The sequence below is a fragment of the Cupriavidus sp. 94F1 genome, from assembly GCF_057798875.1.
Window position 1 is genome coordinate 750,808 of sequence record NZ_JBYOJT010000001.1, and the last position, 11,794, is coordinate 762,601.

9 protein-coding genes are annotated in these 11,794 nt (G+C 64.1%); 4 read left to right on the forward strand and 5 right to left on the reverse strand.

Going from position 1 to position 11,794, the window contains the following annotated elements; genetic code table 11:
- Positions 1–108 precede the first annotated feature (108 nt).
- Positions 109–651: a TRAP transporter small permease subunit gene (locus AC3FJ6_RS03420; protein WP_092601597.1), complete on the forward strand. Its 543-nt coding sequence runs from the start codon at positions 109–111 to the stop codon at positions 649–651.
- Positions 651–2,381, forward strand: coding sequence for a TRAP transporter large permease (locus AC3FJ6_RS03425; protein ID WP_092601599.1), 1,731 nt, complete (start codon positions 651–653; stop codon positions 2,379–2,381). The genes AC3FJ6_RS03420 and AC3FJ6_RS03425 overlap by 1 nt, the downstream gene beginning before the upstream one ends.
- Before the next feature lie 120 nt (positions 2,382–2,501).
- Here the strand turns inward: AC3FJ6_RS03425 and AC3FJ6_RS03430 are convergent, their stop codons facing one another.
- The 4 genes from AC3FJ6_RS03430 to apbC all read right to left on the reverse strand — a co-directional run bounded on the left by AC3FJ6_RS03430 (position 2,502) and on the right by apbC (position 7,511).
- Positions 2,502–4,766 carry an arginine/lysine/ornithine decarboxylase gene (locus tag AC3FJ6_RS03430; RefSeq protein ID WP_092601601.1) on the reverse strand — a complete coding sequence of 755 codons (2,265 nt, stop codon included), beginning with the start codon at positions 4,764–4,766 and terminating at the stop codon, positions 2,502–2,504.
- Positions 4,767–4,941: 175 nt separating this feature from the next.
- A complete protein-coding gene (gene dcd / locus AC3FJ6_RS03435) occupies positions 4,942–5,508 on the reverse strand; it encodes a dCTP deaminase (RefSeq protein ID WP_061952683.1) in 567 nt (188 codons plus the stop codon).
- A 204-nt stretch (positions 5,509–5,712) separates the two neighbouring features.
- Positions 5,713–6,288 (reverse strand): superoxide dismutase family protein, encoded by a 576-nt coding sequence (locus AC3FJ6_RS03440; RefSeq protein ID WP_488770680.1) that lies wholly within the window; start codon positions 6,286–6,288, stop codon positions 5,713–5,715.
- Positions 6,289–6,422: 134 nt separating this feature from the next.
- Positions 6,423–7,511 (reverse strand): iron-sulfur cluster carrier protein ApbC, encoded by a 1,089-nt coding sequence (gene apbC, locus AC3FJ6_RS03445; RefSeq protein ID WP_488770681.1) that lies wholly within the window; start codon positions 7,509–7,511, stop codon positions 6,423–6,425.
- A gap of 389 nt (positions 7,512–7,900) precedes the next feature.
- Between apbC and AC3FJ6_RS03450 the strand changes: the two genes are divergently transcribed.
- Together AC3FJ6_RS03450 and metG are read left to right on the forward strand one after the other, a co-directional pair.
- Positions 7,901–8,536, forward strand: coding sequence for a YiaD family glycine zipper/OmpA-like lipoprotein (locus tag AC3FJ6_RS03450; RefSeq protein WP_153950271.1), 636 nt, complete (start codon positions 7,901–7,903; stop codon positions 8,534–8,536).
- 310 nt (positions 8,537–8,846) lie between these two features.
- The gene (gene metG / locus AC3FJ6_RS03455; protein WP_488770682.1) at positions 8,847–10,919 is read left to right on the forward strand and encodes a methionine--tRNA ligase; all 2,073 of its coding nucleotides are present in this window, start codon (positions 8,847–8,849) and stop codon (positions 10,917–10,919) included.
- 309 nt (positions 10,920–11,228) lie between these two features.
- Here the strand turns inward: metG and bamE are convergent, their stop codons facing one another.
- Positions 11,229–11,777, reverse strand: a complete 549-nt coding sequence (gene bamE / locus AC3FJ6_RS03460) for an outer membrane protein assembly factor BamE domain-containing protein (RefSeq protein ID WP_488770683.1) — start codon at positions 11,775–11,777, stop codon at positions 11,229–11,231.
- Positions 11,778–11,794 lie beyond the last annotated feature (17 nt).

Below are 11,794 nucleotides of genomic sequence, written 5' to 3' on the forward strand. Positions count from 1 at the left end.
GCGGGGAGCAACCATCGTGTTTGCCAAACCTTCTAGGACAATCCCCTAGCGCCCACATAAATTGTTACAGATACACTAATCGGCGCATAAAACCGGGGGAGACAACCCATGAACTACTTGCTTGGTCTGTCACGACAGATCGACAGGTTGAATCAGCACACGGGCAGGCTTGCAAACATCATGATCCTGCTGTCGTGCCTGATCAGCGCAGGGAACGCCCTGCTTCGTTACGGCTTCAACCTTAGCGACAACTGGCCGCTGGAACTGCAGTGGTACATGTTTGCCATTGCCGTGATGTTCGGCGCGTCATACACGTTCCAGCGCAACGAGCACGTGCGCGTGGACCTGATCTACGGCAACGTGTCCGAACGCGCGCAGCACTGGATCGACATCTTCGGCATCATCGTGTTCCTGCTGCCGTCGACGATCCTGTTCACGTGGTTGTCGTGGGAATCGCTGTTCCTGCCTTCGTGGCGCATTCTCGAACAGTCGGGCAACTCGGGCGGCCTGCCCCGTTATCCGATCAAGCTCGTGGTGCCCATCGGCTTTGCCCTGCTCACGCTGCAGGGGATTTCCGAACTGATCAAGCGCTTTGCCGCCCTTAAGGGCCTGGTGCGCATCGAATCGAAATACGAAAGGCCGGTGCAATAATGATTCCATTGGAATATATGCCGCCGCTGATGTTTGGCGGCCTGGTGGTATTCATGCTGATCGGGTTCCCGGTCGCATTCTCGCTCTCGGCGGTGGGCCTGGCCTTCGGCTTCCTGGCCATCGAATGGGGCTACTTCCCGCTGCAGTTCCTGCAGGCCGTGCCCAGCCGCGTGTTTGGCAGCGTGCTGGCCAACGAACTGCTGCTGGCGATTCCGTTCTTCACCTTCATGGGCGCGATCCTTGAGAAATGCGGGCTCGCGGAGGACATGCTCGACTCGATGGGCCAGCTGTTCGGCCCGGTGCGGGGCGGGCTGGGCTACTCGGTGATCATCGTCGGCTTCATCCTGGGCGCGATCACCGGCACGGTGGCCGCGCAGGTGATCGCCATGGCGATGATCTCGCTGCCCGTGATGATGCGCTACCGCTACAACATGAAGTACGCCACCGGCGTGCTGGCCGCATCGGGCACGATCACGCAGCTGGTGCCGCCGTCGCTGGTGCTGGTGGTACTGGCCGACCAGCTCAAGACGCCGCTGGGCAGCGCCGACGTGGGCAGCATGTACCTGGGCGCCTGGGGTCCGTCGGTCGTGCAGATTGCGCTGTTCGCGCTCTATACCTTCGTTTTGACCCGCATCAAGCCCGACTGGCTACCGCCGGTGCCGCCCGAGGCCCGCACGCTGCGCGGCTGGGCGCTGTGGGGCAAGTGCCTGCGCGGCATCATCCCCTGCGCGGTGCTGATCTTCCTGGTACTGGGCACGATCATGCTGGGTATCGCCACGCCGACCGAATCGGGCGCGATGGGCGCCGTCGGCGCGCTGGTGCTGGCCGTGATCCGTGCCAAGGGCTTCAACCGGATCGACCGCAACATCTACCGCATCGGCATTGGCGCCACGCTGGTGGCGGCGGCGGTGGGCGTGTTCGCGTTCGGCTCGCATGTGTTCCGGATTCCGCTTGCCGTGGCGTACCTGGTGGTGCTCTGGCTGCTGATCCGCGCCGGACAACTGACCGAACTGCGCCTGCTGATCGTCGAGGCCTACCAGTCCACCGCCCGCATTACGGCGATGGTGGTGTTCATCCTGATCGGTTCCACCTGCTTCTCGGTGGTGTTCCAGGGCGTGGACGGCGGGGCATGGGTGGAGCACCTGTTCACCTCGCTGCCAGGCGGCTGGATCGGCTTCCTGATCGTCGTCAACCTGTTCATCTTCTTCCTGGCGTTCTTCCTGGACTTCTTCGAGATCGCGTTCATCGTGGTGCCGATGCTGGCCCCGGTGGCGGTCAAGGTCCTGGCGCCGGTGGTGGCCGATTCGATGGGCGGCAACCCCGAGGCCGCCGCCACCGCCGCGCTGGTCTGGTTCGGCGTGATGCTATGCGTGAACATGCAGACGTCGTTCATGCACCCGCCGTTCGGTTTCGCGCTGTTCTACCTGCGCGGCATCGCGCCGAAGGAAGTCAAAAGCTCGGACATCTACTGGGGCGCGCTGCCCTGGGTCGGCCTGCAACTGATCATGGTGCTGCTGGTGATGTTCTGGCCGGGCATGGTGACCGGGCTGCTCGACAAGGGATCGCTCAAACATAGTAATTCCGCCGAAGTCAGTATTCCGCTAGGCGGGCAGGAAAGCGAGAGCAAACCAGGCGGGCCGGCATCGACACCGGGCACGCTGGAGCTGCCGGGCAGCAGCAGCGAAAGCGAACCCGCCGCACCGCAATTCCAGTTCGAGAAGGGCAAGTAATGGCGGGAAGCATGGTCGGATAAGGATGCGCCGGGCAACGCTGCTCCATCCCGACCACGGCAAAACAAAAAACCCCCGGCCTCGCGGCACGGGGGTTTTTCGTTTGGATCGAACGAAGCCTTACTGCTTCACGCAGTCCACGAAGTACGCCGTCTGGCCATCGACCTCGTCTTCCACCAGGCCGTGGATATCGGTTTCGAAGCCCGGGAACAGCTTGTTGAACTCGCGCGCGAACTTCAGGTACTGCACGATGGTGCGGTTGAAGCGTTCGCCCGGGATCAGCAGCGGAATGCCCGGCGGGTACGGCGTCAGCAGGATGGCGGTCACGCGGCCTTCCAGCTCGTCCACGGGCACGCGTTCGATCTCGCGGTGCGCCATCATCGCCCAGGCGTCCGACGGCTTCATCGCCGGCTCCATGTCCGACAGGTACATCTCGGTGGTCACGCGGGCCACGTCGTTGGCCTTGTAGACGCTGTGGATGGCGTCGCACAGGTCGCGCAGGCCCATCCGCTCGTACTGCGGATACTTGCCGACGAACTCGGGCAACACGCGCCACAGCGGCTGGTTCTGGTCGTAGTCGTCCTTGAACTGCTGCAACTCGGTCACCAGCGAGTTCCAGCGGCCCTTGGTGATGCCGATCGTGAACATGATGAAGAACGAGTACAGACCCGTCTTCTCGATGATGATGCCGTGCTCGGCCAGGTACTTGGTGACGATGGCGGCCGGGATGCCGCGTTCGCTGAACTCGCCATCCACGTCCAGGCCCGGGGTAATGATGGTGGCCTTGATCGGGTCCAGCAGGTTGAAGCCATCGGCCAGGTCGCCGAAGCCGTGCCAGCGCTCGTTGGCCTTGAGCATCCATTCGTCGCGGTCGGGCACGCCTTCCTCGGCCAGCGTGTCCGGGCCCCAGACCTTGAACCACCAGTCGCCGTTGTTCACGACGTCGTAGTCGGCCTCGACCTTGCGCACGGCGCGGCGGAAGTCCAGCGCCTCGGCAATGCTTTCCTCGACCAGCGCGGTGCCGCCCGGTGCTTCCATCATGGCCGCCGCCACGTCGCACGACGCAATGATCGAATACTGCGGGCTCGTCGAGGTGTGCATCAGGTACGCCTCGTTGAAACGGTAGCGGTCCAGCTTGCGGGTCTCGGAATCCTGCACCAGGATCTGCGAGGCCTGCGACAGGCCGGCCAGCAGCTTGTGCGTGGACTGCGTGGCGAACACCAGCGCGTCCTTGCTGCGCGGCCGGTCCCGGCCGATCGCGTGCATGTCACGGTAGAAATCGTGGAACGCGGCGTGCGGCAGCCAGGCTTCGTCGAAATGCAGCGTGTCGATCTCGGACGTCAGCATTTCCTTAATTTGCTCGGCGTTGTACAGCACGCCGTCGTACGTGCCCTGCGTGATCGTCAGGATGCGCGGCTTCTGGTTCTTGGCCTTGCTAGCGAACGGATGGTTCTCGATCTTCTTGCGGATGGTCTCCGGATCGAACTCGCTCTTCGGAATCGGGCCGATGATGCCGTAGTGGTTGCGCGTCGGCATCAGGAACACCGGGATCGCGCCAGTCATCATGATCGCGTGCAGGATCGACTTGTGGCAGTTGCGGTCCACCACCACGATGTCGCCCGGGGCCACGTTGGCGTGCCAGACCATCTTGTTCGACGTCGACGTGCCGTTGGTCACGAAGAACATGTGGTCCGAATTGAAGATACGCGCGGCATTGCGCTCGGACGCCGCCACCGGGCCGGTGTGGTCCAGCAGCTGGCCCAGTTCTTCCACGGCGTTGCAGACGTCGGCGCGCAGCATGTTCTCGCCGAAGAACTGGTGGAAGACCTGCCCCACCGGGCTCTTCAGGAACGCCACGCCGCCCGAATGGCCCGGGCAGTGCCACGAGTACGAGCTGTCCTGCGCGTAGTCGATCAGCGCCTTGAAGAACGGCGGGGCCAGTGTGTCCAGATACACCTTGGCCTCGCGGATGATATGGCGCGCCACGAATTCGGGGGTGTCCTCGAACATGTGGATGAAGCCGTGCAGTTCGCGCAGGATATCGTTCGGAATGTGACGCGAAGTGCGCGTTTCGCCGTACAGGAAGATCGGCAGGTCCGTGTTGCGGCGGCGCACTTCATTCACGAACGCGCGCAGCTTCTCGATGGCGGCGGCTTCGGGCTGGTCGTCGGCGCGCACGAACTCGTCGTCGTCGATCGACACGATAAACGTGGACGCCCGGCTGGCCTGCTGGGCGAACGATGTCAGGTCGCCATAGCTGGTCAGACCCATCACTTCCATGCCCTCGCGCTCGATGGCCTCGGCCAGTGCGCGAATGCCCGAGCCGGAAATGTTCTCGGAACGGAAGTCTTCATCGATGATGATGACGGGGAAGCGGAATTTCATCGGGCAATCCTTGATGAGGGTGCTTGTAAAGACTTGAGCCACATGGCCGCCGGGAGGTTCCCGCAACAGCGACATGTGGCTCGTTCGTCAGGTCCGGCGCTCGGGCTGTCGCGCCCGGTGGCGCCGCCGGCGCGATGCACACGCCGGCATTGTGAGACAGGAAAATGACAGGCCGTCAGGTCTTCGGCAGCGTGACACCGTGCTGGCCCTGATACTTGCCGCCGCGGTCCGCATACGAAGTCTCGCAGATCTCGTCCGATTCGAAGAACAGCACCTGGGCGCAGCCCTCGCCGGCGTAGATCTTGGCGGGCAGCGGCGTGGTGTTCGAGAACTCCAGCGTCACATAGCCTTCCCATTCGGGCTCGAACGGCGTCACGTTGACGATGATGCCGCAGCGCGCGTACGTGCTCTTGCCCAGGCAGATGGTCAACACGCTGCGCGGAATCCGGAAGTACTCCATCGTGCGGGCCAGCGCGAACGAGTTCGGCGGGATGATGCAGACGTCACCCTTGAAGTCCACGAACGACTTCTCGTCGAAGTTCTTCGGATCGACGATGGTGCTGTTGATGTTCGTGAAGATCTTGAATTCGTCGGCGCAGCGGATGTCGTAGCCGTAGCTCGACGTGCCATAGGAAACGATCTTGCGCCCGTCCGATTCCCGTACCTGGCCGGGCTCGAACGGTTCGATCATGCCGTGCTGTTCCGCCATGCGGCGGATCCACTTGTCGGATTTGATGCTCATATAGACGTGGCAGGAGGGTCGGACAGCTGGCCGGCCATTGCCCGGCGCCGCTGGAATGGGGCGCATTGTACAACCATTCGCCGGGCGGACCCCGGGGGAAACCCGACGTACCCCCGGCGACGTCAATTCAGGCCGGACACCCTTCTCCCGTCAGGCCGAAGACGGGCCGACCGGGGCTGCCGGCGCCCGCCCCAGGGCGGCGAATCAGATTGCCGCAATCACGCCGCACGCGATGCGCCCACCGGCATTGCCCGTGGGCTGGGTGCGATAGTCGTCCGGGTCCTTGTGGACGATCACCGAACGGCCCACCACGCTGTTCGGGCCGGCGCCCACGGTCACGTCGCTCATCACGAACTGCGCGCGCGCATTGCCGGCGGAGTCGGCCGTCAGGTTGTTCATGTCGCCGGCATGGTGTTCAGGCATCGACATCTGGCCATGCGGCTTGGCGCCCGGATTGAAGTGGCCGCCCGCGCTCATGCCGTCCGGCGCCGAGCAATCGCCCTTTTCGTGGATATGGAAGCCGTGCGTGGTGCCCGGCGGCAGGCCGGTCACCGCCACCACCACCATCACCCCGCCGCCCGGCTGCTGCTCGAACGTGACGCGCCCACCGGTATTGGTGCCGCTTTTGGACGCCAGCGGCGCGGCGGCCCGGGTGGCGCCCGGAGCCGCCATGGCCACGCTGGCCGTGGGCGCTGCCGACGGGCTCTTGTCAGTCTGCGCACAACCGGCCGCCAGCACCGCGGCAGCAGCGACGGTCAATCCGAAAAGTACACGTTTCATGCGTTCCTCCTCTTCTTGCTTGTGTGCGCGATGCCCGCGCGTGAACGTCGACGCCTTGCCGTGTGGATTGTAGGACAGGCGCCCGGCACGACAATGTCGGACAGCCTCCCATTTTTTGCGGCCCGTCAAACGCTTCAGGTGTTCTGAACCACGATGCTCGGGAACTTGTTGCTCATGTCGGGCGCCTTGTCGGCGACCTTGATGGCCACCTTGCGCGCCACTTCGCGATAGATGCCGGCGATCTGGCCATCGGGGTCGGCCACCACGGTCGGATGGCCCGAATCGGCCTGCTCGCGGATCGACAGGTTCAGCGGCAGGCTGCCCAGCACGTCCACGCCATAGTCCGCGCTCATTTTCTGGGCACCGCCGGCACCGAAGATGTGTTCGGTATGGCCACAGTTCGGGCAGCAGTAGACGGCCATGTTCTCGACGATGCCGAGAATCGGGATGCCGACCTTTTCGAACATCTTGAGCCCCTTGCGGGCGTCCAGCAGGGCGATGTCCTGGGGCGTGGTCACGATCACCGCGCCGGTGACCGGCACCTTCTGCGACAGCGTCAGCTGGATGTCGCCGGTGCCGGGCGGCATGTCGACGATCAGGTAATCGAGGTCCGTCCAGTTGGTCTGGCGCAGCAGCTGCTCCAGCGCGGAGGTCACCATCGGCCCGCGCCAGACCATCGGGTTGTCCTGCTCGATCAGGAAACCGATCGAATTGGCCTGCAGCCCATGGCCCTGCAGCGGCATCATGGTCTGGCCGTCGGTCGATTCCGGGCGGCCGCTGATGCCCAGCATCATCGGCAGGCTCGGGCCATAGATATCGGCATCGAGCATGCCCACGCGCGCGCCCTCGGCGGCCAGGGCCAGCGCCAGGTTCACGGCCGTGGTGGACTTGCCCACGCCGCCCTTGCCGGATGCCACGGCGATCACATTGCGCACGCCGGGCAACAGCTTCACGCCACGCTGCACCGCGTGGGCGACGATCTTCATCGACACCGCCACGCTGACATTGGCGGCGGCGTCCAGCTTGCGCACGGCATCGGTCACGAGGCCGCGGATCAGGTCGAACTGGCTCTTGCCCGGGTAACCGAGCTCCACCTCCACGGACACGTTGCTGCCATCGACCCGCACGTTGCGGGCCGACCGCGTGGAGACGAGGTCCTTGCCCGTATTGGGATCGATGACCGTACGCAGGACTTCGGTTACCTGTTCAGTGGTGAGGCTCAAGGCAGACTCCGCTCTGGGAATGAAATAGTGGGGGGATGCGAGGCGCGTAATGTAGCAAAAGACGTCGCAACAGAACGTCTACCGGCAGCAATCACGGTAGCAGGTCCGCATGCACCGTGGGACGCCGCCTGATTTAACCCTTGGTTAAGTGTGGATTTACATACATTTACATCTCTCACACTCCTGGGCTTGTGCGGCTGGCGCCATCTGCCTATTGTAGTGCGCCGGCCTTGCGGCGCTTCGGCCCTGTGCGTCAGCGCACGGCACGGCCTGAGCGTTTTCATACGCATGTTGAAACTTGTCGCGCCCCGACTGCCCTTCGGCGGCAGGCGTTACCATGCGACATGCCGTTGGCCAAACATTTACGGGTATCACCAGAAGGAGAAAGCATGAACCTCAAGCTCGTTACCGTCTCGATCGTTGCCGCTGCCGCCCTGGCAGGTTGTGCCACCGAACAGCAGACCCATACCGCGGTCGGCACCGGCGTGGGCGCGGCCGTGGGGGCTGGGCTGGGCAACCTGATCGGCGGCAACACCACGGGCACGCTGGTCGGCGCGGCCGTGGGCGGCGCCCTGGGCGGCACAGCCGGTTACAACTGGAACGCCATCCGCGGCAAGCTGAACAAGGATACGGCCGGCACCGGCACGCAGATCACCGAGCAGCCGGACGGCTCGCTGAAGGTCAATATCCCGAGCCAGGTGACGTTCGATACCGACAGCGCCACGATCAAGCCGTCGTTCCGCACGGTGCTCGACCAGGTTTCGCAGACGCTGGGCCAGCACCAGGACGTGTCCGCCAACGTCGTGGGCCATACCGACAGCACCGGCAACCCGAGCTACAACATGCAGCTGTCGCAACGCCGCGCCCAGAGCGTGGCCGCGTACCTGGGTGACCATGGCGTGGCGCGCAACCGCCTGACGGCCGAAGGCCGGGGCCAGACCCAGCCCGTGGCGGACAACGCCACCGAGGCCGGACGGGCGCAAAATCGTCGCGTCGAAATTTTCTTGAAACCAATTTCGGGGTGACCAGTCATAGAGTTCAGGTACCGCTTGCCACCGTTGCTGGCTCGCGATGGGTGGCTGACCTCCCGGGCGGTACCTGATTTCTCCTCCTTTTCCGTTGTGGAAAGCTGCGCCGGTACCTAACCGGCGCTTTTTTTTGCCCGTTTCTCTGCGGATCGTGCCCTCCACCATGTCATTTCAGCGAGATTGGGCGCCAATTGTGCCGCGTTCGACGCCATTCCGAGCAATCTGGCCGGGCAGTTGCTAAAATAGCCGGTTCCTTCGTCCGGCCGCCGCCGGGCGCGCATCGACACCCCACTGAACGGCTCTTTTCATGACCGCACGCCGCATTCTCGTTACCTCTGCCCTGCCGTATGCCAACGGCCAGATCCATATCGGCCACCTGGTGGAGTACATCCAGACCGACATCTGGGTGCGTTTCCAGCGCATGATGGGCAACGAGGTCTACTACGTCGGCGCCGACGACACCCACGGCACCCCCGTCATGCTGCGTGCGGAAAAGGAAGGCATCACGCCCAAGCAGCTGATCGACCGCGTCTGGACCGAACACAAGCGCGACTTCGACAGCTTCCTGGTGTCGTTTGACAACTACTACAGCACCGACGCCGAGGAAAACAGCGAACTCTGCGAAAAGATCTACCTGTCGCTGAAGGACCAGGACCTGATCGCCGAGCGCGATGTCGAGCAGTTCTTCGACCCGGTCAAGAACATGTTCCTGCCGGACCGCTTCATCAAGGGCGAGTGCCCGAAGTGCGGCGCCAAGGACCAGTACGGCGATTCGTGTGAGGTATGCGGCACTACGTATGTGCCGACCGACCTGAAGAACCCGTACTCGGTCGTGTCAGGCGCCACGCCGGTGCGCAAGTCGTCCACGCACTTCTTCTTCAAGCTGTCCGACCCGCGCTGCGAGACATTCCTGCGCGAATGGGTGGCCGACCTGGCCCAGCCCGAGGCCAGCAACAAGATGCAGGAATGGCTGGGCGCGGAAGGCGAGGCCTCGACGCTGTCCGACTGGGACATCTCGCGCGACGCGCCGTACTTCGGCTTCGAGATTCCGGGCGCGCCCGGCAAGTACTTCTACGTGTGGCTGGATGCGCCGATCGGCTACTACGCCAGCTTCAAGAACCTGGCGGCGAAGCGCGGCATCGACTTCGACGCGTGGGTGGGCCCGCACTCGACCGCCGAGCAGTACCACTTCATCGGCAAGGACATCCTGTACTTCCACACGCTGTTCTGGCCCGCGATGCTGAAGTTCTCGGGCTATCGCACCCCGACCAACGTGTTCGCGCACGGCTTCCTGACCGTGGACGGCGCCAAGATGAGCAAGTCGCGCGGCACGTTCATCACCGCGCAGAGCTACATCGACACCGGCATGAATCCGGAATGGCTGCGTTACTACTTCGCCGCCAAGCTCAACGCGAGCATGGAAGACCTGGACCTGAACCTGGACGACTTTGTCGCCCGCGTGAACAGCGACCTGATCGGCAAGTACGTGAACATCGCCAGCCGCGCGGCCGGCTTCCTGGTCAAGCGATTCGACGGCAAGGTGAACGAAGCCGCGCTGGCCAATCCGCTGCTGGAACAGCTGCGCCAGGCCGCGCCGCAGATCGCCGCATATTACGAAGGCCGCGAGTACAGCAAGGCGCTGCGCCTGGTGATGGAGCTGACCGACGCCGTGAACGCGTTCGTCGACACCAACAAGCCGTGGGAACTGGCCAAGGACGAAAGCAAGCGCGATGCCCTGCACGCTGCGTGCTCGGTTTCCCTCGAAGCGTTCCGCCTGCTGACGGTCTACCTGAAGCCCGTGGTGCCGACCATGGCCGCCGGCGTGGAGTCGTTCCTGAACATCGAGCCGCTCGACTGGCGCGGCATCGACCGCCAGCTGTCAGCCGACCGTCCGATCCAGGCCTACCAGCACCTGATGACGCGCGTGGACACCAAGCAGATCGAGGCGCTGCTGGCTGCCAACAAGGAATCGCTCCAGGCCTCGGGCGCAGCCCCGGCCGCCGATACGGCAGCCACCGCATCGATCGAACCGATTGGCGAAACCATCACGATCGACGACTTCGCGAAGATCGACCTGCGCGTGGCGAAGATCGTCGAATGCCAGAAGGTGGAAGGTTCGAACAAGCTGCTGCAGCTGACGCTGGACCTGGGCGAAGGCAAGACGCGCAATGTGTTCTCGGGCATCCAATCGGCTTACACGCCCGAGCAGCTGGTGGGCAAGCTGACCGTGGTCGTGGCCAACCTGGCGCCGCGCAAGATGAAGTTCGGCATGTCCGAAGGCATGGTGCTGGCCGCCTCGGCCGCCGACGAGAAAGCCGATCCGGGGCTGTATATCCTGGAGCCGCATAGCGGCGCCGTCCCCGGCATGCGGATTCGTTAAAGCCCCTGACCACTCCCCTCTCCCGCATGCGGGAGAGGGGTTGGGGGAGAGGGTGCAGCGGTTCAAATTGCGGCAGGTCGGCAAGCAGAGCCGCGGGGGGGGGGCCCCCCCCCCCCCCCCCCCCGCCGGGGGGGGGGGGGGGCCACCCCCCCCCCCCCCCCCCCCCCCCAAACACTCCCGCCGGGCGGGAGAGGGGTTGGGGGAGAGGGTGCAGCGGTTCAAATTGCGGCAGGTCGGCAAGCAGAACCGCGTTGCTCTCTCCCCCGCCCCTCTCCCACAAGTGGGAGAGGGGAGACAACCAACGCGGCATCAACCTCCCCCCATCTTCGACGGATCGTCGCTGCGCGACGTGGTGGTCACCATCCCATCGTTGTTGAAGTGCACGTTGAAGAAGGCCCGGTCCGTCGGGCTTTCGAACCAGCGGTAGCCCCACACCTCTTCCTGCTTGAGGCGAAACGCCTCGACCTTGGTCGGCTTGCCCAGCATCCGGCGGATCTGGTCCTTGTTCATGCCGGTTCGTACTTTTGCGAAATTGTCGGCCGTCAGCACCTGTTCGATGGCGCGGACGGTGCCGTCGGCGTTGGTCGTCACCATCCATGTGGTGGCGCCTTCGGGGCCGCGCGGGTATTCCAGGCGGCGGCCGCCGTCCGGTTCTTCCCAGACGATCTCGGGCTTGCCGGCCTGGCGCCGCACATCGTCCTCGGTGGATTTGCCGATCTCGATGCCCTTGAACAGCTGGCTGTCGGGCTTTACGTTGTTCCAGGTGTCGGTGGCCACCGATTTCGCCTTCTTCATGGCTTCGTCGACCTTCTGCTGGTCGCATCCGAACAGGGCAAACAGGCTGGCAATCAGTCCCATGGCGGCAAGGCGTCGGC

Coding starts and splice junctions, on each gene's coding strand:
- AC3FJ6_RS03425 (WP_092601599.1), top strand. CDS start 651: ATGATTCCATTGGAATATATGCCGCCGCTGATGTTTGGCGGCCTGGTG.
- AC3FJ6_RS03420 (WP_092601597.1), top strand. CDS start 109: ATGAACTACTTGCTTGGTCTGTCACGACAGATCGACAGGTTGAATCAG.
- AC3FJ6_RS03430 (WP_092601601.1), bottom strand. CDS start 4,766: ATGAAATTCCGCTTCCCCGTCATCATCATCGATGAAGACTTCCGTTCC.
- AC3FJ6_RS03450 (WP_153950271.1), top strand. CDS start 7,901: ATGAACCTCAAGCTCGTTACCGTCTCGATCGTTGCCGCTGCCGCCCTG.
- dcd (WP_061952683.1), bottom strand. CDS start 5,508: ATGAGCATCAAATCCGACAAGTGGATCCGCCGCATGGCGGAACAGCAC.
- bamE (WP_488770683.1), bottom strand. CDS start 11,777: ATGGGACTGATTGCCAGCCTGTTTGCCCTGTTCGGATGCGACCAGCAG.
- AC3FJ6_RS03440 (WP_488770680.1), bottom strand. CDS start 6,288: ATGAAACGTGTACTTTTCGGATTGACCGTCGCTGCTGCCGCGGTGCTG.
- metG (WP_488770682.1), top strand. CDS start 8,847: ATGACCGCACGCCGCATTCTCGTTACCTCTGCCCTGCCGTATGCCAAC.